Origin of the sequence: Brevundimonas sp. UBA2416 (assembly GCF_002343105.1) — a bacterium.
Classification (GTDB): Bacteria; Pseudomonadota; Alphaproteobacteria; order Caulobacterales; family Caulobacteraceae; genus Brevundimonas.
On record NZ_DDRM01000015.1, the window covers coordinates 131,471 to 153,804 of the forward strand.

The 22,334-nt window shown below is 69.4% G+C and carries 18 protein-coding genes and 1 tRNA gene; 6 read left to right on the forward strand and 13 right to left on the reverse strand.

Translation table 11 applies throughout. The features are described from left to right. Positions 1 to 42: 42 nt before the first annotated feature. From gspF to B3E43_RS04730, 4 genes are read right to left on the reverse strand one after another with little or no spacing between them, the layout of a single operon-like run. Positions 43 to 1,263 carry a type II secretion system inner membrane protein GspF gene (gene gspF / locus B3E43_RS04715; protein ID WP_292027099.1) on the reverse strand — a complete coding sequence of 407 codons (1,221 nt, stop codon included), beginning with the start codon at positions 1,261 to 1,263 and terminating at the stop codon, positions 43 to 45. Then, complete coding sequence (gene gspE, locus B3E43_RS04720) at positions 1,263 to 2,804, reverse strand: type II secretion system ATPase GspE (RefSeq protein ID WP_292027101.1); 1,542 nt, start codon at positions 2,802 to 2,804, stop codon at positions 1,263 to 1,265. Before gspE ends, gspF begins: the two co-directional genes overlap by 1 nt. Before the next feature lie 7 nt (positions 2,805 to 2,811). Further along, positions 2,812 to 4,884, reverse strand: coding sequence for a type II secretion system secretin GspD (gene gspD / locus B3E43_RS04725; RefSeq protein ID WP_292027102.1), 2,073 nt, complete (start codon positions 4,882 to 4,884; stop codon positions 2,812 to 2,814). Beyond that, positions 4,881 to 5,708, reverse strand: coding sequence for a type II secretion system protein N (locus tag B3E43_RS04730; RefSeq protein ID WP_292027104.1), 828 nt, complete (start codon positions 5,706 to 5,708; stop codon positions 4,881 to 4,883). The genes gspD and B3E43_RS04730 overlap by 4 nt, the downstream gene beginning before the upstream one ends. Before the next feature lie 150 nt (positions 5,709 to 5,858). On the opposite strand from B3E43_RS04730, the gene B3E43_RS04735 reads away from it, so the two are divergent. Further along, the gene (locus tag B3E43_RS04735) at positions 5,859 to 6,512 is read left to right on the forward strand and encodes a prepilin peptidase (protein ID WP_292027105.1); all 654 of its coding nucleotides are present in this window, start codon (positions 5,859 to 5,861) and stop codon (positions 6,510 to 6,512) included. Between the two features lie 91 nt (positions 6,513 to 6,603). Here B3E43_RS04735 and B3E43_RS04740 read toward each other — a convergent pair whose 3' ends face one another. From B3E43_RS04740 to B3E43_RS04765, 6 genes are all read right to left on the reverse strand, one after another. Then, a complete protein-coding gene (locus B3E43_RS04740) occupies positions 6,604 to 6,918 on the reverse strand; it encodes a hypothetical protein (protein ID WP_292027106.1) in 315 nt (104 codons plus the stop codon). A gap of 220 nt (positions 6,919 to 7,138) precedes the next feature. Beyond that, positions 7,139 to 8,122 carry a type II secretion system minor pseudopilin GspK gene (gspK, locus tag B3E43_RS04745; protein WP_292027107.1) on the reverse strand — a complete coding sequence of 328 codons (984 nt, stop codon included), beginning with the start codon at positions 8,120 to 8,122 and terminating at the stop codon, positions 7,139 to 7,141. Beyond that, a complete protein-coding gene (gspJ, locus tag B3E43_RS04750) occupies positions 8,119 to 8,751 on the reverse strand; it encodes a type II secretion system minor pseudopilin GspJ (RefSeq protein ID WP_292027108.1) in 633 nt (210 codons plus the stop codon). Before gspJ ends, gspK begins: the two co-directional genes overlap by 4 nt. Positions 8,752 to 8,987: 236 nt before the next feature. Continuing rightward, positions 8,988 to 11,657, reverse strand: a complete 2,670-nt coding sequence (locus tag B3E43_RS04755; RefSeq protein ID WP_292027109.1) for a TonB-dependent receptor domain-containing protein — start codon at positions 11,655 to 11,657, stop codon at positions 8,988 to 8,990. Between the two features lie 77 nt (positions 11,658 to 11,734). Continuing rightward, complete coding sequence (locus B3E43_RS04760; protein WP_292027425.1) at positions 11,735 to 13,249, reverse strand: hypothetical protein; 1,515 nt, start codon at positions 13,247 to 13,249, stop codon at positions 11,735 to 11,737. Between the two features lie 383 nt (positions 13,250 to 13,632). Further along, positions 13,633 to 13,724 (reverse strand) — tRNA-Ser (locus B3E43_RS04765). Positions 13,725 to 13,860: 136 nt separating this feature from the next. On the opposite strand from B3E43_RS04765, the gene B3E43_RS04770 reads away from it, so the two are divergent. From B3E43_RS04770 to B3E43_RS04785, 4 genes are read left to right on the forward strand one after another with little or no spacing between them, the layout of a single operon-like run. Then, the gene (locus B3E43_RS04770; RefSeq protein WP_292027110.1) at positions 13,861 to 15,438 is read left to right on the forward strand and encodes an exopolysaccharide biosynthesis polyprenyl glycosylphosphotransferase; all 1,578 of its coding nucleotides are present in this window, start codon (positions 13,861 to 13,863) and stop codon (positions 15,436 to 15,438) included. 13 nt (positions 15,439 to 15,451) lie between these two features. Further along, positions 15,452 to 16,903, forward strand: coding sequence for a lipopolysaccharide biosynthesis protein (locus B3E43_RS04775; RefSeq protein ID WP_292027111.1), 1,452 nt, complete (start codon positions 15,452 to 15,454; stop codon positions 16,901 to 16,903). Then, complete coding sequence (locus B3E43_RS04780; protein ID WP_292027112.1) at positions 16,900 to 17,838, forward strand: glycosyltransferase family 2 protein; 939 nt, start codon at positions 16,900 to 16,902, stop codon at positions 17,836 to 17,838. Before B3E43_RS04775 ends, B3E43_RS04780 begins: the two co-directional genes overlap by 4 nt. Further along, a complete protein-coding gene (locus B3E43_RS04785) occupies positions 17,838 to 18,779 on the forward strand; it encodes a glycosyltransferase family 2 protein (protein WP_292027114.1) in 942 nt (313 codons plus the stop codon). Before B3E43_RS04780 ends, B3E43_RS04785 begins: the two co-directional genes overlap by 1 nt. 19 nt (positions 18,780 to 18,798) lie before the next feature. Here B3E43_RS04785 and B3E43_RS04790 read toward each other — a convergent pair whose 3' ends face one another. From B3E43_RS04790 to B3E43_RS04800, 3 genes are all read right to left on the reverse strand, one after another. Next, the gene (locus tag B3E43_RS04790) at positions 18,799 to 19,074 is read right to left on the reverse strand and encodes a hypothetical protein (protein WP_292027116.1); all 276 of its coding nucleotides are present in this window, start codon (positions 19,072 to 19,074) and stop codon (positions 18,799 to 18,801) included. A gap of 122 nt (positions 19,075 to 19,196) precedes the next feature. Next, positions 19,197 to 19,877, reverse strand: coding sequence for a hfsB (locus B3E43_RS04795; protein WP_292027118.1), 681 nt, complete (start codon positions 19,875 to 19,877; stop codon positions 19,197 to 19,199). A 70-nt stretch (positions 19,878 to 19,947) separates the two neighbouring features. Continuing rightward, positions 19,948 to 21,390, reverse strand: a complete 1,443-nt coding sequence (locus B3E43_RS04800) for a GumC family protein (RefSeq protein ID WP_292027120.1) — start codon at positions 21,388 to 21,390, stop codon at positions 19,948 to 19,950. A 123-nt stretch (positions 21,391 to 21,513) separates the two neighbouring features. Here B3E43_RS04800 and B3E43_RS04805 point away from each other — a divergent pair, with 123 nt between their 5' ends. After that, entirely contained in the window at positions 21,514 to 22,314 is an 801-nt protein-coding gene (locus tag B3E43_RS04805; protein WP_292027122.1) for a polysaccharide biosynthesis/export family protein, read from the forward strand. Positions 22,315 to 22,334: the final 20 nt, after the last annotated feature.

Genomic DNA, 22,334 nt, shown 5'->3' on the forward strand with positions numbered 1-22,334 from the left:
CGCGGCGAACGAGGGACATCTTCTTCATCTCACTCAACTTCCTCACCCCATGGCCAGGGTGTTGATCTGCAGGATGGGCAGGAGGATGGACAGGATGATCACGACCACCACCCCGCCCATGACCACGATGATGGCCGGCTCGATCAGGCTGAGCATCACCGCCGTGAACGTGGAGAACTCCCGCTCCAGATATTCCGCGGCGCGTTCGAGCATCGGCTCCAGCCGGCCGCCGGCCTCGCCAGAGGCGGTCATGGTCACCAGAATCGGTGGAAAGACGTCGGCCCGACGCATGGCGGCGGACAGACCCCCACCCTCACGCACGGCATCGGCCATCATCTCGGTCGCCAGCCGCAGGCGGCGGTTGGAAACCGTGCGGGCCGTGATCGTCAGACCCTCGAGCACCGGCAGACCGGCCGTGATCATCGTCGACAGGGTCCGCGCCATCCTTGCCCCGTGCAGATCGCGGGTCAGCCGCCCGATCAGGGGCAGGCGCAGGATCGCCGTGTCGACCTGCAGACGGATGGCCGGATTGCGGAGAGCGAAGACCCCGGCGACAGCGGCCGCCGCCAGCAGCAGGGCCGCCAGCCAGCCCCAGTCCTGCATTCCGTTCGACAGGCCGATCACCAGCCGCGTCAGCAACGGCAGGGTCTGGTTCATGCTGTCGAACTGGTCCACCACCCTGGGCACAACGAAGGTCATCAGGGCGATCACCACCCCGATGGCCACTACGGCCAGCACCGCCGGATAGACCAGGGCGGTGATCACCTTGCCGCGCACCACCTGATCGCGCTCCAGCCCATCGGCCAGCCGCTCCAGGATCGGCGCCAGCGCGCCCGAGGTCTCGCCCGCCGACACCATGGCCCGGTACAGCGGCGGAAAGGCGGAACCCTGCAGCGCCATGGCGTCCGAAAGCCGACGTCCCTCCATCACCCCGCCATGCACGCCCTCCAGCACCGCCCGAACCGCGGGCCGGTCGGCCTGTAGCGCAATGGCCCGAAGCGCTTCCTCGACCGGCGACACCGTAACGAGCGTGGCCAGCTGGCGCGTGACCAGCGCCAGAGTCCGGGCGTTCAACTTGCCGCCGCCCTTGGCGACTGAAGCGGCGACCCGCACCGGGGCCGCGCCGCGCGAGGCGGCGATCTCCAGCGGCATCAATTTGCGGCGCGCCAGCAGGGCCCGCGCCGCGCCGTCGTCATCCGCGGTCAGGGTTCCGCTGACCGTCCGCCCGCCCGCGTCCACCGCCACATAGTCGAACACCGCCATCAGGCAGCATCCTCGCGTCCGGTCGCGGCGGGAACGGTGATGACGAGCGCGGGCTCATCGTGGGCTTCCGCCGTCTCCTGACGCGTCACCCGCACTGCCTCCTCGACCGAGGTGACGCCCTCCAGCACGAGGGCCCGCGCGCGCTGCGTCAGCGTCTCCGCGCCGGCGAAGGCGACCGCATTGATCGCCTCCTCACCGGCCTCGGCGGCGATCAACCGGCGCACCCGGTCATCGACCCGGATCACCTCATACAGACCCACCCGACCCACATAGCCGGTCTGGCCGCAGTGGGCGCAGCCCTGCGGCCGCCACACCGTCTGGCCGACCTTGACCCCCGCCAGCCGGGCGGTCGCCTTGTCCGCCGCTTCGGGCCGCCGGCAGTCGCCGCACAGCCGGCGCACCAGCCGCTGGGCCACGATCAGCCGCAGGGTCGAGGCCAGCAGGAAGGGCTCGACGCCCATGTCCCTCAGCCGGGTGACCGCGCCGGCCGCGTCATTGGTGTGCACCGTCGACAGGACGAGGTGGCCGGTCAGAGCCGCCTGGACCGCAGTCCGGGCCGTCTCCACATCGCGGATCTCCCCGACCATGACCACGTCCGGGTCCTGACGCAGGATGGCCCGCAGGCCCGCCGCGAAGGTCATGCCGACCTTGGGATTGACCTGGGTCTGGCCGACGCCGTCGATGGCGTATTCGACCGGGTCCTCGACCGTCAGGATGTTGCGCGTGGCGTCGTTGAGCAGCGACAGACCGGCGTAAAGGCTGGTGGTCTTGCCAGAGCCCGTCGGGCCGGTGACCAGAATGATGCCGTTGGGTTCGCGCAAGGCCGAGCGGAAGGCCTCCAGCGCATCGGGCGCCATGCCCAGCCGGTCCAGCGTCAGCCCGGCCTGGTCGCGGTCCAGAATGCGCAGAACCACCCGCTCGCCCATCCGCGACGGCAGGGTCGAGACGCGCACGTCCAGCGTCTTGCCGCCCAGCGCCAGCGGGATGCGCCCGTCCTGCGGCACCCGCTTCTCGGCGATGTCCAGCCGCGCCATCACCTTGATCCGCGACACCAGCAGCGGCGTGATACGGGGGTTCAGCGACAGGGTCTCGCGCAACACCCCGTCGATCCGCATCCGCACCGTCAGCGCCGCCTCGAAAGGCTCAAGGTGGATGTCCGAGGCCCCTGCCCGCACGGCTTCCGCGATGATACCGTTGATCAGCCGGATCACCGGCGCGTCGTCGGCCGTGTCCAGCAGGTCGGCGGCGGCCGGGATGTCGTCGATCAGGCTCTCCAGCCCCGAGGGCATCGACAGGTCGTCCCCGTCCGTCGCATTCAGGTGATCGCCGGCATAGACCTGCGACAGCCGCCGGTCGAAGGTCGCCTGATCCAGGGGCTCGACCCTGAGCGGTCGGCCAAGCGCCCGGCGCGTCTCGATCAGGGCGCCGGGATCAGCTCCCTCGCGCAGCCCCACCACGGCGATGTCCCCTGCTTCCAGCAGGATCACCCCGTGCCGTTTGGCGAAGCCGTAAGGCAGGGTCGGATTGATCAGGGTGATCACGGCCGCCTCACTCGCCCGACGAGGCCGGCGGCAGGGGCGCGGCGGTGACCTCGCCGACGGGCGCGGTGATCACAGGGTCCGGCGCGACGGGCGGCTGCGTCCGCATATAGTCGCGCAGCATCTCGTCCAGGCTCGGCTCGACGCCTGGCGCATTGTTGAGCTGCTGCTGTCGCATATAGCCCCAGCGGTCGGCAGCCAGCGTCTGGGCGTCGGCGGGGCTGCGGATGATGGTCGGGCGGATGAACACCATCAGATTGGTCCGCCCGCGCTGGCGGCTGGTCGAGCGGAACAGATTGCCGATCACCGGCAGATTGCCCAGCCCCGGCACGCTGTCGACCGACAGCCTGTCGTTCTGGTCCAGCAGGCCGCCGGCCACAGCGATGTCGCCGTCATCGACCACCAGCGTGGTCTCCAGCTCGCGCTTGTTGAGCACCAGATCATTGGCGCTGTCGGTCAGCACGCCGTTGATGCTGGACACCTCCTGACGCAGGAACAGGGTGATCGAGCCGCCCGCATTGATCTGCGGCCGCACCACCAGCTTGACCCCGATGTCCTGACGCTGGGTCGTGCGGAAGGGATTGGAGTTGCCGTCCAGCAGGGTCTCGCCGGTCGTGATCGGCACTTCCTGACCCACCAGTATGGTCGCTTCCTCATTGTCCAGCGTCATCAGCGACGGCGTCTGCAGCAGGTTGGAGCCCGCATCCGTCTTGGCCGCATTGATGATGAAGCCGAACAGGCCGTCGCCGATCCGCCCCCCGCCCCCGCCAATGAACCCATTGGCCCCCAGCAGGGTGTTCAGCGCCAGTTCCTGCAGCTGCTCACGCAGCGGATCGTCCTCATCCAGCTGGCCCGCCGCCGCCCCGCCGGCGATCGGGACCAGCGCCCCGGCCCGGTCCGAATAGTTGGTCAGGCCGACCGGATTGCCGTCCTCGCCGGCCAGAAGCCACTGGACGCCCAGCTCGCGCACGGCGTTGTCCGACAGCTCCACGACGATGGCCTCGATCAGCACCTGCTGGCGCCGCTGGTCCAGCTGGCGGATGACCTCGGCCAGCATCCGCTGCGTATCGGCCGACGCCGAAATCACCAGGGCGTTGGCGCCGGGGAAGCGGGCGATGACCGCGCTCTGCCCCGCTACCGGGGGCGCCGGAACAGCGGCCGGCGAGGCTGCGGGAGCGGCAGCGTCGCCCGCGCCGCTGCGACCCGGGGCCGGGGCGTTGGCGCTCGCCGCCGTCACCGGCTGGCTCACCACCTGTTGCAGCACCGGCAGCAATGCCTCGGCGTCGGCGTGCTGCAGGAAGACCACCCGCACGTCGTCGGCGCTCTCGGCCCGACGATCCAGATCCTCGATCAACGGCCGGATGCGCGCCATCGCCGCCGGATCGCCGCGCAGAACGAGGGAGTTGGAGCTCTCCACCGGCGTCACGCTAACCATACCGGAGCCCGGCTGGCCGCCCGGGGGGGCCAGCACTGTCTGCAGAACAGCAGCGATCTCGCGCGCCGAGGAGTTCTGGAGAGTCACCACCTCGAACCCGGTCCGGTCCACGTCGATCCGGCCGATCAGGGCGCGGATGCGCGCCAGATTGTCGGAGAAGTCGGCCACCACGACGCTGTTGGCGCCGGGATTGGCCAGCACCTGCCCCTGCGCGCCCACCAACGGCCGGATCGTCTCCGCCGCCGAGGTCGCGTCGATGTTCCTCAGCTGGAACACCTCGGTCGAGAATCGCTCCGACCCCACGGTCGCGGGCCCCTGGGCCGCGCCCTGCGCCGGGCTGATCCGGTAGGCCCCTGAGGCCGTCGGCGTCACCACCAGCCCATTGGCCCGCAGCGTCGACAGGAACACCTCGAACAACTGGGTCCGGCTCAGCGGCCGGTCGCTGGTCACCGTCACCGTGCCGGTCACCCCCGGGTCGACAATGAAGGTCCGGCCCGTCGAGCGGGCCACGTCCTGGATGAAGGCGCGGATGTCGGCGCCCTGCACGTTCAGCGTCTGCGATTGGGCCAAGACGGGCCCCGCAGCCAGCGGCCCCTGGGCGGCCAGCACGGCCGCCATCACTGCGCCGATCACATTGGATCGCTTCATCGGCCGGTCCCTATGGTGGCGGTCTGCACCTGTCCGTCCCGCTCGTAGCGAATCTCTGCGACAGAACTGTTGGCCAACCGTCCGCGTAAGGCCGAAATCTGCTCCAGACTGTCCAGCGCCTGGCCGTTCACCGCCAGGATCACGTCGCCGGCCTGAAGCCCCGCCGCCCCAAGCACGGCAGGATCACCCGCACCCGATACGGTGAACCCGTCCAGCCGCGCGCCCCGCATCCGCGGCCGCAGCCCCGCCTGGGCGATCAGCCGCGCCGGATCGACGCTCGCGCCGACCGACGCAGCCGGCGCAGGCGCGGGTGTTGGCGTCACTGTCTGAGGTCCCGGCGGCGGCGGCGGAACCGGCGCGACGCCCAACGGCACATCCGAGAAGATCAGCCGGCTCAGGGACGTCCCTCGCGCCAGCGTAACGTGGTCATCGCCGACGCCGCGCAGCACCAGCCCCGGCTCCACCTCTTCGCCCACGCCGACGGACACCTGACGCCCATCCGCCAGCCCGATGATCGCCGAGCCGCCCCCTGCCCCGTCCGAGCGCAGACCGTACAGCCGCATCTGCCCGCTTCCGGCCGCGCTGGCTTCGGCCAGGCTGCTCACTCCGCCCGTGCGGAAGAAGGCGTCGAAGCGCTGGAAAACGGAAAAGTCGACCGGCCTGGCCGGCGCCGAGGCCGCCGTCGCCTCGGGCGCGGCGCTCTGCGGCTCGGCCACAATCCACACCAGCCGGCCCAGCTGAACCGCCAGCACAAGCGCCAGGGATATCTCCACGATCGCCCGCGCGCGGTCTGGCCGGCGCGCCAGAACCTGACGCGCTTCCATGCTTAAATTACGCGCTGCGGCGATCACTTTGGCTCCCCCCGGCAGGCCCCCGACGCCCCCCCACATTCCTAGCCCAATCGCCCGGTCCGGGCTACACGGGCGCGGTCGAAGGGCCGCAGGGGCGCAATACCTTCCTCATGAGACGCGACCGTGACGCCAACGATCCTCGCAATCCTTTTGGGCGGTTCGGGCGTCATCGTCGGAGGCCTTTTCGTGCAGCTGAGCCTGCGCCTGCCCCACGCCGAAACCAGGATGCGCCCGAGTTTCCGCCGATATGCCCTCATGACTCCGGCCGCCGCCGCGATCGGCGTCTGGGCCGCCCTGGCCCAGGCCACGCCGCTCGCCGCCGTCCTGACCGCCTTGCTGGGCTGGCAGTTGCTCCTGATCGCGGTGATCGACGCCGAACATTTCAGCCTTCCGGATCTGCTGACCCTGCCCCTGCTCGCGACCGGCGGACTCGCCGCCGGCGTGCTGGACCAGACAGCCCCGCTCGACGCCGTGATCGGCGGCGCCGTCGGCTTCGCGGGTCTGTGGGGACTGGCCTTCGTCTATCACCTGGCTCGCGGCCGCCAGGGTCTCGGCGACGGAGACCCTATCCTGCTCGCCGCCGGCGGGACCTGGGTCGGCTGGATCGGCCTGCCCAGCGTGCTGCTCTGGGCCTCCGCTGCGGGGCTCAGTTTCGTGGCGGCGAAATTCCTCGTCGGAAAGCCGATGTCGGCGACGGATCGTCTGCCGTTCGGGCCGTGCCTCGCGGCAGGCATCTGGCTGACCTGGATGCTGGGACCGTTGGGCTTCCCGGCCTGACGCCACAGACGGATCGCGGATGAGCCTCGGCCCGGCGATCCGTCTCCTCGGTCAAGCGGAATACCGGCCGCGCGGCAGCCCCGCAGACTCCTCAGCGAACGGCGGCGAAGGTCGTCGCGGCGTCCCGGTAACGCGCGTGTTCCCGCGCGGTCATGCAACGAGGCGTGCTCCAGGCCGGGTCCGAGGTCCTAACCGACAGCGCCTCGCGGGCGGTGACGAATACGGGGGCCGCGCCATGCTCGCGGGCAAAGGCCCGGCGGGTCGCGGCGTCCGTGCCGCAGATCATGACGGCGCGCGCCTGGGGTCGAGCCGACGGCTGCCCGTTGTCGCCCGCGCTCGCCAGTCCGGCGGGAAGGGTCGCCGCAGCGAGGGCGGCAAGGCCGATAAAGGCGGTGAAAGTGCGCATCCGATCTCTCCCGAACGCCTGAAACAATCAGGACCCGGAGGAATAATGCGCTCTTTTCGCCTATTGTAAAGATTATGCGACAGATGAAAGTATGAAATTTGACATTTGCCCCGCCGGCTGACGTTTAAAATCCCGGAAGCCCGCACAATCCGCCCTTCGCGCTCAACGGAACGGGTCAGTCTGGTCGCGGCGGCCCGGGAGCAGGTGCGGCGGGCCGGGCTCAGTCCTCGGGGGTCCAGCGCTGGATCACGGTGCGGACGCGCCCGTCGGATCCGGCTTCCAGCAGGGCGGTGCGGACGGCGCGGGAGCCACCCAGTTCGACATCGACCCGCAGGTCGAAGAAGCGGGTCAGGACCGTGATCTGGTCGCGGGCCTCCGGGTCGACCTCAATCGTGGCAAGGGCCGGCTGGGCCCAGAAGGCGGCGGCGTCCGGCCAGCCGTCGCGCGGCCGCGCCGCGATCACCGTACGCGCCTGCTGCGGTCCGACCGCGCCGTCCGTCAGCATGGTCAGCAGCGGCGCCTGCTCCGGCGTCAGGGTGTTCACATTCAGGGGCGACAGGCGCGAGGTCGGCAGGGCGCAAAGGTAGGGCCGCAGTCGGCGGTAGGTTTCGGCGTCCACGCCCCGGACCGCCCGGAGTTCGCTGACCTCGGCCAGCATGACGCCGCCCGTGCGATAGGGACTGCTCAGGCCCGCATAGGCCCCGTCCTCGGCGCCGAGTGGCAGCGCCGTCGTGTCGGCGTCGAGCCAGTCGGTCAGGGCGTCGGCGATGGCCCGCATGCGGCTGTCCGGCGCCCCGACAGCCCGGCCCAGCGCCCGGAACTGCGCCGCTCCCAGCGGGCGCGCCGTCAGATCCTCGCCCACGCCGAGGGCAAGGCTGTTGAGGTTGAAACAGGCCTGGCCGTCGGTGACCCTGGCGGTGATCGATCCACCGTCGATCGGGAAACTCATCTCCCGGCCATTCCACGCCGGCTCCAGCGGCGTGCGCGCCGGTCCGGCGGCCAGCAGGTTCGCGATCTGGCCCCGCGCCAGATTCTCAACGCCGGCCGCATACCACTGGGCCTGGCTCTGGAACTCGACATTGGCGGTGCGCCGGACCGAGAAGCGCACATCATCAAGGATCGCCACCGCCACCACGGACATGACCGCGACCAGCAGCAGCACGGTCAGCAGGGCCATGCCCTCGCGCTGCTTGCCGCGCTTCATCGGCCGCTCCCGACGATGAAGAGTTGTTCGACGCGCCCGTAGCCCTCGATCGTCATCCCGATCCGCACCGCGTCCGGCAGGGGTCGGTCGATGCTGGAGGTGAAGGCGGGCGCCGATTCTCCATCCCGCACGAACGCCACGGTGACGTCGCGCACGCCGCGGAACAGCACCTGGGGCGGACCCGGACGCGCACCGTCCAGATGACTGGAGGCGCGCCGTTCGAGTCGGTCCTCGACCAGCCGGTACTCCACCCGTTGCAGGGAGGGCCGCGCCTGTTCGCCGGGATTGCTCCAGCCCGCGCGGTTCAGCACCAGGATCGGATCGCCGGGCGCGACGGCGCCGAGGATGGGCTGGGGCGTCGGACGGCCCGTGGGACCGCGCGAGCGGCGCGCGGCGGCCTGCCCCAGATCGGCGCGCAGCAGGCCCTGCATCCGCTGCAGGTCGCCCACCCGATCACTGGCGGCCTTGACTGCGAACCGGTTGTCGATGGCCCCGCTCAACACGGTGGCGCCCGCCGCCGCCAGAATGGCGAAGATCATCAGCGAGATCATGACCTCGACCAGCGTAAAGCCTTGCCTGCGGAGGCTGCGGCCGTCGCCGCCTGCAGCGCCATCGGCGGGGCCGCTCACGCGCCCCGGACCTGTGTGCTGAACCCGTGAACTGCGCCGATCACCCTGGCGTGCCTCAATAGGCCCTGACGGCCCGGTCGCCTTCCTAGACCCATCGCCCGTGTCACGGCTTCATGGGATCATGACGGCCCGGCGAACTTGCCGTGACAGTTGGGCCGCGTTCGGACGAACCGCCGGAAATCTGTCTCGTTGTCCGGACCGGGAGGCGGTCGGGCGACCGCCTCCCCCACCGTCGTCTAGAAGCGCGCGGACAGGCTGACCGAGGCGCTGGATCCCAGCTCGTAGTTGTTGATCAGGATCTTGTTGCCCAGCTCCTGGAACTCGTCGAAATCCGTGTTCAGCAGGTTGCGCAGTTCGAGGGAGAAACCGTAGTCGCGGCCCCCGACCTCGAAATCCTTGCGGTAGACGAAATCGACGAAGATGCCGGGATCCTGGATGTAGTCAGGCTCGCGGTTGCCCGCGCCGCCCGCGCCGCGGGCGCTGACGCGCTCGCTGACATAGTTGACGATGATCGTCGCCTGGGACCGGGCCGTGTCGTCTTCCCAACCCAGTTGCAGGTTGGCGACGTGCTCCGACTGGCCCTGCAGACGGCTGCCGTCCTCGATGAAGAAGGTCGCGTCCTCATCGGCGCCGCCGCCGCCCGGGGTCCGGACGAAGTCGCCCGGCTCGACGTTCACCTCGGAGTCGGACCAGGTGTAGTTGGCCTGCACCAGCCAGCGCTTGTCGGCGATGAAGGACCAGCTGTTGTCCGGAAACTCGAAGAATTTCTTGGCTTCGATTTCCGCGCCGTAAACGGTCGCCTGCGGCGAGTTCAGATAGGACTGCTGGCGCGCATTGCCCGAGGTGACGATGGTCGCCTCAACCGGCCGGTCGAGATCCTTGTAGAAGACGCCGGCCGTCAGATACTGCTGGCGGGCGAAAAACCACTCATATCGGGCGTCGAGGTTCAGGATCTCGGTATCGACGAGGAACGGGTTGCCGGTGAACTCGCGATCGGTTTCGGGGTCCGTATAGGACTGGGGCGCCAGTTCGCGGAACTGGGGCCGGCCGATCGTCTGTGAAGCGCCGACCCGGAACTGCTGGTCCTCGGCGAAATTCCACGTCGCCGTGAACGAAGGCAGGAAATACTGTTCCTCGATCTCGGTCGGTGCGAAGGGCGCCGCGCCGCCGAACAGATCGCGTGTGGTGACCGACTGGTAGCCATCCTCATAGCGCACGCCGAAGGTGGTGCGGACCAGCGGGATGAACTCGGCGTCGACCTGCAGATAGGCCGCCGCGACCTCGAGCTGGGCCGAGTAGGCCGCCGCCCCGCTGCCCGCGCTGCCAGTGACTTCCGACAGGACAATGCCGGTCGGCCCGATGTTGGCGTCCGAATAGAGGTAGTCGACCCGCGACCGACGCTGTTCGTCCGTCAGGGTGCTCGCGGGAACGAACCGAAGGTCGCGGCGCTCGGCGTCGCGGTTGTTGTCGAAATACGCGACCCCGCCGGTGAAGATGGCCTCACGATAGTCCGACAGCGGCAGGGTGTAGCTCAGGTCAGCGCCGCCCGAGACGATGTCGTCGTCCAGCTCGCTGAACGAGATCCGGTTGCCGCCGATCTGGTGGATGAAGTTGCCGTTGCCGTCGACCCCGTATTCGAAGCGGGTCTCATAGGGGGCGTTCCGCTCGGTCAGGGCATAGGCGCCGCGCCATGCGAACTCCAGGGCGCCGTCCATGAACTCGTGCTCGCCGGACAGCTGGCTCGAGAAGAGCTGACGCTCATACCATTCGGTGTAGTCCGTCCGCTGCACGGAGCCGCCGGCGTCGAAGTCGGGGCCGACGCTGATCCGCGCTTCCTTGGTCACGTTGCGAACGAAGAAATTGGTCCACCGGTAGGTGCTGTTCTCGTTGACCAGCGAAAGGCCGCCGAGGAAGTTCAGCTGGATGTCGTTCTGGTTCGATTCATATGCCTTGCTGGTGACCGGCACGAGGACGTCGCCGGAGAACTGCGCCTCCTCCTGCACGCCGCTCCGGCTCGACCAGCTGTTGCTGTAGCCGGCGACGCCGATCACGCCGAAGGTGCCGAGGCTGCTGTCGGACTTGAAACCGCCGGCGAAATCGAAACCGAAATTCACCGGGGTCGTGTCCCGCTGAAGGAGACGCAGCGGCGAATTGACCAGGGAGTGGCCGATCCGCTCCAGCTCCAGATCGCTGAAATTGGCGCCGTTGACCGGAACCCCCTGGGCGAAAGCCAGGGCGAGTTCGTTGGGGACGTCGCGCGTGCCGTCGTCAAAGCTGGTGAAGTCGGTGCGCGAGCCGAAATAGATCAGGCCTTCCTCGCCGGTCGTCTCGGTGTTGCCGCCGATCGACGCGGACATCGAGAAGAAGGGATCATTGGGCGCATCCACGGTCCGAAGGTCGATCACGCCGCCGCCGAACTCGCCCGGAAAATCGACCGAATAGGACTTCTGGACGGTGACGCTCTCGAGGATGCTGGATGGGAACAGGTCCAGCGGCACCACGCGTTGCAGAGGCTCCGGGCTGGGCAGGGGCGAGCCGTTCAGCAGGGCCGAGGAGTAGCGCTCGCCGAGGCCGCGGACATAGACGAACCGTCCCTCGACCACGGTCAGACCCGTTACGCGGGCCAGGGCGCCGGCAGCGCTGCTGTCGCCGGTCCGTTCCAGATCCTCGGATGTCAGGAAGGCCGCGACCTCCGCGCTTTCGCGGTTCGGTTCCGGAATGAAACGGCCGAGAACGATGACCTCGTCCAGTTCGCCGGCCGCTTCGGGTTCATCCTGGGCGACCGGGTCCTGCGAGGCGGGGGCCTGCGAGGGGGCCGGCGGCGTTTGAGCGTAGGCGAACCCGGGCGCGATCAGCGCGCTGGTGGCCAGGAGGACCCCGCTCAGGGTCAAGGTAACGGTCTTCATGATCTGCGCCTTGAAGGAGTTCAACGGACTGGGCGAAAGCCGGAGGCGGCCCGGGTGGGCCGCCTCCGCATCCGTCGTCAGCAGGTCGCGCCGGCCGTCAGGCCGCAGGTCCAGCCCTGCCACCAGGTGTCGGCGGCGTTCTGGACGGCGCCGATGTAGGTGGTGTTCTGGAAGAACGGATAGACCGTGGCCGCGGCGACCGGGGTCACGGCGTTCTCGTTGGCGCCGTTGATGAAGGTCAGCACCTGGTTGGTCAGGGTCGTCCCCGCCGCCGGAGCGGTCAGGGTCGAGGTCCCGTTCGCCGTGTTGTTCGTGCCGGCGGTGAAGGCCGCCGCCGACAGGACGGCGTTGGCCGGACGGTACGGCAGGGTGCAGGACATGAAGACCGACCGGAAGGTCACGCCGCTGGTGGCGGTGTCCGCGTCGTTGATCGCCATACAGCCGGCCAGCGAACCCGCAACGGAGGTGAAGACCGAGTTGATGATCGTGGCGTCGGTGCCGGAGTCGAAGTGCGCCACCGTGTGGGCGTCGGACGGCGAGTTGCGGCCGACCAGCGTCCAGTTGGCGATCTGGGGACGGGAGACATAGCGCGAGGCCAGCGGCACCGAGGTGGGGGCCGCGGAGAACTCGAAGCCGGCGCTGCGGCTGGTCGAGCCCGGCGCGCGTTGGGTGACGATGCCGAACTGGGCGCCGCCGCGCCAGCCCGTGTCGGTGTCGAAGCCATCGTCGTCGGCGCCGGTGATGACGATGCGGCGCAGGTTGACGTTGCCGCCAAAGATTTCGATGCCGTCGTCCGAGCTGTTGTGAACCTGGATGAACTCGACCGTGGTGCCCGAACCGACGCCGGCCATGGTCAGACCCTGGAGTTCGTTGCCGGTCGAGATCTCGAAGCCGGAGAACTTGATCTGGACGTAGCGCAGGCGGCCCGAATTATCGGCCGGGGTGTTGCCGCCGTAGAAGGCGCTGGTGCCCTCGACGGTGCCGGTGCAGGTGACCGGAGCGGTCAGCTGGCAGTTGGCCTGCGGAGCGCGGCCGGCAAGGACGATGCCGCCCCACTGACCCTGCGAGTCAATGGTGGTCGCGCCATCGATATTCTGGCGGCTGGTGAAGATGATCGGGCTGGCCGCCGTGCCTTCGGCGAACAGCTGCGAGCCGCGGTTGACCAGCAGATAGTCCGAGCCGCCGGACGCGAAGAGGCGAACGCCGGCCTCGATGGTCAGGATGCCCTGGGCGCTGCCGGCGATCGGGGCCGCCGGGTCGACGCCCATGTCCGTGCCGACCGCGGTGCGGCCGTTGATGGAGTAGACGGTGCCCGCGCGCAGCGGCACCGTCAGGGCGCCGGTGATCTGTTGCGGCAGCTGGCAGGCGCGGAGCGTGCCGCCCGCTACCGTGCCGACGTTGGCGAAGCCGGCGGGGCAGTCGGCGGCCGGCGTTCCCGGGGGCGGGGTGGTCGGCGGCGTCGTGCCGCCACCGCCCGAGCCACCGCCGAAATCGCCTTCTCCGGGCGAGGCGACTTCAGCCGCGCCGCAGGCGGCGAGTGTCAGGGCGCTGGCGGAGAGCGCCAGCAGGGTGGTCAGTCGAATGCCGGTCATCGTTTTCACCGTGTCTATCCAAAATGGAATTCACGGCAGATGGCGCCTGGGCACTCAGCCCTGGCCGCGACGACGCATAAGCCCCACCTGCCCGGTGGTCTCGATAGAAGTCCGATGTGACAGGGCTGACGCCGAACGGTGACGGTTCGGACGCCCTTGTGTGAAGTTGTTTTCGCCGTTCGATGAAACACCGTCCCGATACGGCGCGATTGTCTTCAAGCGCTCGCATGAGCGTCGCCCAACTCACGCCGACGCGACACAAAACTGCAGTACGGGGCGCGGGCAGTCGGGAAATTCAGGCGTCCGGGATGTTGAGCCGCCCGCAGCGTGCCGGACACAAGGATCTGGTCGATGTTCGCCCGGCGGGCTTTGCGGGAAGGTTCTGGCGGAGACGCAGGGATTCGAACCCTGGGTACCCCTTACAGGGTACGACGATTTAGCAAACCGTTGCCTTCAGCCACTCGGCCACGTCTCCGGCAGGCGGCGTGATTAGCCGAGCAAACGGACCGGCGCAACGGTCAACACGCGAGGCTCACGCGAAACACCCTGCGTTAACGGGACAGTGAGGGCGGGCGTGCATGGTGGGCGGGAACTCCCCTGCTGCGAGCCCCATGACCGAAGCCGTCCGCCGCCATTCGTTCGACGCCGCCCCGTTGGATGCGGGCGTCATGGACGCGTCAGGCCTCCAGGCCTTGGCCGCCGCGGCTGTGGCGGCGCCGACGGAGGCCGTCGCCGGGGGTGCGGCCCGGCGCGGTCCGTTTCGGCCCGAGGTCTGGCTGAACGCGCGTCAGAGGCACGCCTCGCGCCTTGCGGCCCATTATTTCCGGGCCTTCGACACCCTCGCCGTGGTCGCGGTCAGCCTGTTGTGCGCCTGGGCGGCGGCGCCCGGAGCCCTGATCCATACCGAAGTGTCGCGGCTGATACCCTTCGTGCTCGGCGCGGCCGCGGTCCTGGGCCTGATGCGGTCGCTGGGACGATACCGTTTCGCGCGCGGCCAGAAGACGGCGCGGCATCTGGCCTCCGTCGCCGGGATGGTGGCGGCGGGCGCGATCACGGCGCTGGTCGCCGGCTGGGTCCTGCGCGGTTCAGAGGCGCAGGAGTCGGCCTATCTGGTCTGGGCCGGACTGGTGCTGATCACGCTCAACGCCCTGCATATCGGCTGGAGCGACATGGTCGGCCGGTGGCGCGCCTCCGGGGCCCTGACGCCCAATATCGTGCTGGTCGGGGCGACACGGCACGCCGAGTCCCTCATCCGCGAGGCCCTGAAGCGGCGCGATCTCAATGTGCTGGGCATTTTCGACGACCGGATGGCGCGCAGCCCGCGGGCCATAGAGGGCGTGCCGGTTCTGGGCACGGCGGCCGATCTGCTGACCCACAAAATGACCCCCTATGTCGACCGCATCGTTCTGGCGATCGACCCCCGGGCCGAGGCGCGGGTGCGAGAGCTCAACGCCACCCTGCGGACCCTGCCGCATGAGGTCACCCTGCTGGTCGAACCCGATGGCGCGGACGAGACCCGGTCGGCGCTGGACCGGCTGGCGGCGGCGCCTCTGGCCGATGTGCAGGGGCCGGTAGACGACGACCGCCGCGCCTTCAACAAGCGGCTGCAGGACCTGGTTCTGGGCCTGATCGCCCTGATCCTGCTGGCCATCCCCATGGCCCTCGTGGCCCTCGCCATCCGGCTGGACAGCCCCGGGCCGATCTTCTTCCGTCAGCGCCGTCACGGCTTCAACCACGAGGAAATCGTGGTCTGGAAATTCCGCTCTATGAAGCAGGAGTCCGCCGACGCCACCGCCAGCCGCCAGGTGACCCATGACGACGACCGCGTCACCCGCATCGGCCGCTTCATCCGCAAGACCAGCCTCGACGAACTGCCGCAACTGCTGAATGTCATCGCCGGCGAGATGTCGCTGGTCGGACCCCGGCCGCACGCCATCGGCATGAAGACGGGCCATATCGAGAGCGCGCGCCTCGTCGCCGACTACGCCCACCGCCACCGCATCAAGCCCGGGATGACCGGCTGGGCCGCCGTCAACGGGTCGCGGGGACCGCTGCACACCGCCCAGGACGTGCGCCGCCGGGTACAGCTCGACATCGACTATATCGAGCGTCAGTCCCTGTGGATGGATCTGTGGATCATGGCCATCACCGTGCCGGTGCTGCTGGGCGACCGCGCGGCGATCCGTTGACCGGGGGTCGCTGATGTTCTGGCGCGGCGTCTGGGGATATCTGCCGGCGAATATCGTTCAGGGCGTGGTCGGATTCCTGGCCATCATCCTGTTCACCCGGCTGTTGAGTCCGACCGATTTCGGCCGCTACGCCCTCGCCTTCTCGGTGCTGACCCTCGCCCACGTCGCCGTCTTCACCTGGCTGGAGGCGGCCATGGCGCGCTTCTGGGCCTCGGGCAAACCGGGCAGCGATCTCGCTGGACATTTCGCCAGCCTGTATCGCGCCGCGACCTGGCTGAGCGTCGCCTTCATCCCGGTCGTCGGTCTGGTGTTGTGGCTCTGGCCCGCCGATCCGCTGTTGAAATTCGCGCTCGCCGCCGGTCTGGCCGGCTGCCCTGTACGGTCTTTCGTCAAACTGGCGCAGGAACGCTACCGCGCCGCCGGCGAGGTGGCGAAAGCCGCCAATCTGGATATGTCGGTGGCGGTCGGCGGACTGCTGATCGGCGTCGCCTTCGCCCTCGGCGGAGCCGGAGGCGCGGCGCCCCTGCTCGGCCTGGCGCTGGCCCCGCTGGCGGCCCTGCCCTTCGTCCTTCCGGGTGAGCTCAAACATGCGCGGGGCGGGACGGCGGAGCGCGGGCGACTGCGGTCCTATGCGGTGTACGGCTATCCGATCGCGGCCTCGCTGGCCCTGACCGTCGTGCTGGCCTCGACCGACCGGTTCCTGCTGGCGGTCTATATGGATGAGGCGGCCGTGGGCGCCTATCACGCCAGCTATTCGATCGCGAACCGGACGCTCGACGTCCTGTTCCTGTGGCTGGGCACGGCAGGGCAACCGGCTCTGGTCATGGCGCTCGAGCGCGGCGGCCTGGACCGGCTGAAGGTGGCCGCGCGTGAACAGCTGTCGACCTTCCTGCTGCTCGGCCTGCCGGCGGCGGCGGGGGTCGCCTTGGTGGCGCGCCCGCTGTCCGAGGTGCTGATCGGCGAGGAACTGCGGACGGCCGCGGCCAGCGTGACACCGTGGATTGCCCTGTCGGCCCTGCTGTTCGGCCTGACCGCCTACTATTTCGGCCAGGCCTTCACCCTCGGCAAGAAGACCAGACGCCTGCTGATCGCCATGGCCATTCCGGCGGGCCTGAATGTCGTCCTCAACCTGATCCTCGTGCCGCGTTTCGGCCTGATGGGCGCGGCCTGGTCCACGGCGGCGAGCTTCGGCATCGGCATGGTCGCGACCTGGCTGATCGGCCGCCGTGTCGTCGCCCTGCCCATCCCCTGGGAAAGTCTGGCGAGATGCGGCGTGGCGACGGGCCTGATGGCTCTCGCCGTATCCCGCCTGCCCCCCATCGGCGGTTTCGGCGAGCTGATGCTCGACGCCGGCGTCGGCGGACTGGTCTATGCCGCCGCCGCCCTGACCCTGAATGCGGCGGGCGTACGTGACGTGGCGCTGAGCCTGCTGGCCAGGCGCCGGCTTCGTGGAACGACGGCATGAGCGTCCGGGCGAAAATGATCGACAGCCCCGCCTGGAAGGCCGCCAAGCCTGCCGTCTCGGTGTTGATCCCCTTCCTGCGCGACGATCCCGCCGAGTTGCTCAGCCTGCTCGACGAGGAAGCCGCCTCCGTGGATGGCGCGGTCGAAATCGTGGTGCTCGATGACGGCACCCGCGACGCCGCCCTGACGGCGCGGCTGGCCGGCCAGGTCAAGGCCATGGCCCTCCCCGTGCGCCTCATCACCCTGCCCTCCAACGAAGGGCGATCGATCGGGCGCAACCGTCTGGCCTCGGCCGCGCGGGGCGGCAGCCTGCTGTTTCTCGACAGCGATATGCGGCCTGATCATCGGCGCTTCCTGCGGGACTGGGCCGATCTGGCCGCGCGAGAGGATCCGGCCGTGGCCTTCGGCGGCTTCTCCCTGCTGCAGGCCCCGACCGACGCCCGCTTCGCCGTCCACCGCGCCATGGCCGCGAAATCAGAGTGCGTGCCCTACACGGAGCGGGCCAAGCAGCCGGAGAAATACGTCTACACCTCCAACCTGCTGGTCCGTCGCGACGTCTTCGAGTCCGAGGCCTTCGACCCCGGCTTCACCGGCTGGGGCTGGGAGGATGTGGAATGGGCCATGCGCGTGTCGCGCCGGTTCCGGGTCGTCCACCTCGACAACGCCGCCACCCATATGGGACTCGACACCGTTGCCTCCCTCGCCGGCAAATATGAGCAGTCGGCCCCGAACTTTGGCCGTATGGCCCGCCGACATCCCGAAATCGTCGCCGCCTATCCCAGTTACAAGGCGGCCCGGCTGCTCAAGCGGCTGCCCGGCCTGCCCGGCCTCCGGCGGATGATGCGTCGAGGCGCGGATACGGACTGGCTGCCGGTCGGCGCCCGGGCGTTTTCGCTGCGTCTGTATCGCGCCGCCCTCTATGCGGACGCCGTGTGATGGCCGACGTCGCCGTCATCGTCCCGACCCTGAGGCGGCCGGAGAGCCTTGAGCGGGCCCTGCGCTCGCTGTTCACCCAGACCGGCGTCGCCGACCGGGTGTCCGCCATCGTCGTGGTCGACAATGATCCGGTCGGATCCGCGGCGGCGACCGTCGAGGCCCTGCTCCCGCGGTCGCCCTGGCCCCTGACCTATGTCCATGCGCCCCGACCCGGCGTCGCCACGGCCCGTAACGCCGGACTGGCCGCGACGGATGCGCCCTTGATCGCCTTCCTCGATGACGATGAAGCGGCCTCGCCGGGCTGGCTCGCGGCCCTGCTGAAGGCCCGGGAGACCACGGGCGCCGACGCTGTCTTCGGCCCGATCACCGGACAGGCGCCCGACGCCGCGGCCTGGCTGAAGCCCTGGCTGGAGCGGTTCTTCGGCCGCGAAGGTCCCGATCGGACACAGTTGATCGACTACCCCTTCGGCTGCGGCAACTCCCTGATGGTCCGGGCGACCGCCCTGCCCGGCCCGGCGCCGTTCGACGCGGGCACGGATCAGGCCGGCGGCGAGGACGACGCCCTGTTCGCGGCGCTGGCGGCGCGCGGCGGCCGGTTCGGCTGGGCCGCGGACGCCCGGGTGGAGGAGTTCGCGCCGGCCCATCGCGCCACCCTGAACTACGCCCTCGCCCGCGCCTTCGCCTATGGCCAGGGCCCCAGCCAGACGGCGGCGGCGGCGAAGGACTGGCCCGGCGTGGCGCGCTGGATGGTCATCGGCGCGGGCCAGACCGCCATTTGGGGCATGGCGTCGGCCGCCCTGACCCTGATCGCCAGTCCGAAGCGAGCCGAGATGTATGACCGCACCGCGCGCGGCGTCGGGAAACTGTTCTGGATGAAGGGGTTCGAACCGCGCTTCTACGGCGCGCGGGAAGTGGCCCGGCTGGACCGGGCCGCCGCCTGAAACCGGATAACGGGTCCGATCAGTTGCCCCGGCGAAGGCTCTGATCGACGGCGGTGTTCAGATTCGTCCTCGCCGCATTGGTCAGTCCCGGCGCACCCACCATCGCTTCGCGGCAGATATAATCGGTCTGGGGGCGCCCCGTTTCCGAGCCGGTGGGCTGCAGTATGCCGCCGCGCTGTTCGCAGCGTTGCTCGAGTTCGGCCAGGCTAAGGGTGACCGGCTCGCCGAGGGTCGCGCAGGCGCCGAGGGTCAGAAGGCCGGCCGCCAGGCCGGAAGCGATGAGCAAGCGACGCATGATCAGTCTCCGTGAGGCATAAGCCGCGGTCAGCGGCCTGGAGCAGGAGCGTTCCGTCGCAATCAGGTCACTTTTCGATCAACGCGTCAAGGTTGTCGGAATACACACGCGCTCGCTACGCGTCAGCCGGTCAGCCGCTTGAGAAACGCCGGCGGATTGTAGGTCGAGCGGTTGACCACCACTCCCGCGATCTTGCCGCCCACCGCCTCGATCTCATCGCGCAGCATCAACGGCTCATTGGCCGCCCCGCTCTCGGCCGCGACCACAAGCACGGTCGCATCGACATAGGGGGCCAGGGTGATGGCCATGTCGTTGCGGTCGGCGGCGGGGGCGTCGATCACCACCGTGTCGGCGTGTTTGCGCAGGGCGTCCCAGTAGCGGGCGTCGCTGACCGCCTCGGCGCGCTGGCCCGAGCGCAGATGCTCCGCCGCGAACCGCGTGACCCAAAGCCGTCCGCCCAGACAGGGCCGCGCGCTCATCAGCCGGGCCGGGTGCACCGGTTTGCCCGCCCGGTCCATGATCCGCGGGGTGATGGCGAAGAAGATGGAGCCGTCGGGGGTGGCGATGGCCGCCTTGCCGATACGGCCGAAACGATCAGGTTCGGAGGCCACGGCGTCCATCTGACCCTGCTGGGCCAGGTCGGCGTCGATCAGCCAGACGGGGCGGCGCGCCCGCACAGCGGCCAGACGGGCGTACTCGCGCGCGACCGTCGACACGCCCTCGCCCGTGGTGGCGGCGGCGATCTGGACCACGCGGCCGCGATGACCCGGCGACGGTCCCAGCGCGGCCCAGAGAGCCGCCATTTCGGATGTCAGATCGACCATCGAATCGCTACGCGCCCGGTTACAGGCTCCTACGCTAACACGGGCACGCTCATCGGGCCTTCATCGGGGCGACGGCCAGAACGGGCATGTCGAGGGTGCGCCCGGTCGAGGCCGGAGTGACATAGCCCCGCCGCGTGAACACCCGCAGCAGGCCGACGCACAGGGCGGTGAAGGCGGCGAACAGGAAGACCACCGCCAGCAGGGGCGCCTTCAGGCTGGAGCCCCTGGTGGGCGCTTCCGCGCGCTCGATGACATTGACGTTGTCCGCCCCGGCGGCGACCAGGGCGCTGTTGGCGCGGGCCGCGCTCTCGCGCTGCTGGAAGTCGCGCACCAGGGTCGTCAGGGTTTCGCGATTGCCCGCCAGATTGGCGTTGGTGGATTCCAGCCGGGTCATTTCCGCCAGACGCGAGCGCAGCTGGTTCAGCTGGCTCTCGGCGACCGCCAGCCGGGCCGCCAGACCGTCCCGGTCGGCGGCGGCGGTGATCCGGGCGGTCTCGATCTCGGTGAAGATGGTGCTCGGGCCGGTACGGACCTCCCTGGGTCCGACCGTGGTGCCGGTGGCCACATAGGCCTGCAGGTCGGCGATCTGCTGGTCGATGTCCCGCACGGGCTGGGCCTCGGGCGTATAGCGCGACAGCAGGGCCTCGCGCTGGGTGCGCAGCTGCAGGATCTGGTCCTGGGCCGAGACGTTCAGATCCTGCTGCAGCACCACCTCGGCGGGCTGTTGCGCCAGCTGGGCCTCGAGCGTCGCCAGCCGCTGGCTGGCCTGGTTCAGCTGGGCCCGCAGCGACAGGGCCTCGGCCTGGGTGGTCTGATAGCTGGCCGCGAGGCTGGCCTTGGCCGTGGCGAAGTCGCCGATGTCGTTGGACGCGAGGAAGGCGTTATAGGCCTCGTCGGCGGTGCTGAGGTCGGTCTCGAACGCCTCGCGCTGCGCGGCATAGGCCGGGGTGGTCGAGCCCTGGAAGACCTGCCGCCGCCGGACCAGATACTGATCGACGACGGCGTTCAGAACCTGTGCGGCCCGGACAGGATCATCGGCCTCATAGGACACGGCGATGATCGCACTGCCCGGCGTTACCCCCACGCCGAGGTTGGCGTCCAGCGCCTTGAGCGCGGCAGCTTCCTTCTCCGCCGGCGTGCCGGTCGCGTCCGGTCCCAGCACCGTATCGGCGCCGACGGCGCGGACAGCCCGGCGCTTGACTTCGAGACTGCCCAGAATGGTCGCCTCCGCCCCGGCCACGGCGTCGGCTTCCAGCGGCTGGCTGGGATCGATCTGCCCGACCCGGGACTGATACACATATTCCTGCCCGGCCCCGGCATAGACGCTGGCGGTGGCGGTGTAGGTTTTCTTGAGCGTCAGCACCGCCGCCGTGCCGATGGCGAACACCACCAGGAAGATCACGACCATCAGCAGGGTTTCACGGAACAGCAGGCCGACGACATCAGAGAAGCCGTAGCGCGGGCGGACTGTCGTGTAGGCCGACGTGCGCATGGGGGGCGGACTGATTCCATCATACTGGACTTGAATGGTCAGCCTTGGGCCAGCGGCGTTAACCACTGGTTACCCATAAGCGCCGACCCTGCCCTCGACGCTGTTTTTGCGGAGTGAGTCCCCATGTCCATCGACCGTCGCCTGTTGCTGCTCGGCCTTGTCGGCGCCGGGGCGATGGTCAGCGGCTGCGGCGGCATGCCGGCACTCCCCCGCGTCCCGGGCCTCGGCGGCGAAGATGACTACGGCTCGCGCATGCCGATGCCGCAGGGCGGGCGCGGCGGAGACAACCGCATCCTGGCCGGGGGTCGAACCTCCTTCCCCGAGATCGGCTTCGCTGACTGGTCCGAGGCCGAGCCCGAATACGTCCTCTATCCCGGCGACGAGATCGAGATCGCCACCCCGACCGCCTCGGAACTGACCCGCACCCAGAGGATCGGCCCGGACGGCCGCATTTCCCTGCCGCTGGTCGGCCAGATCATGGCCGCCGACCGGACCATCGCGGAGGTCGAGCGCGACGCCTCGGAGGCGTTCGCCACCCAGCTGCGCCGCCCGATCGTCGAGGTCACCCTGAAGACGGCCGGACCCATTCGCGTCTGGGTCGGCGGCGAGGTGCGCACCCCGGGCATGATCGAGATGAACGGCGACCTCGACGCCTATCAGGCCATCATCCAGGCCGGCGACTTCCTGCCGACCGCCAGACAGGGCGAGGTTGCCCTGATCCGGCGTGGCCGGGGCGGCGTGCGCATGATGCGGGCGGCCGACCTGCGACCCCGGCGCGGCGAAGTCATCGCCCTCCGCCGCGGCGACATCATCTTCGTGCCGCGCTCGAATCTCGGCGAAGTGGCCAACTTCATAAGCCTGTTCCGCAACGCCCTGCCCGTCGGCTTCAGCTACGCCATCGGCGGGCAGTATCAGCAGTTCTGAGTGGCTAGTGGCTAGTGGCT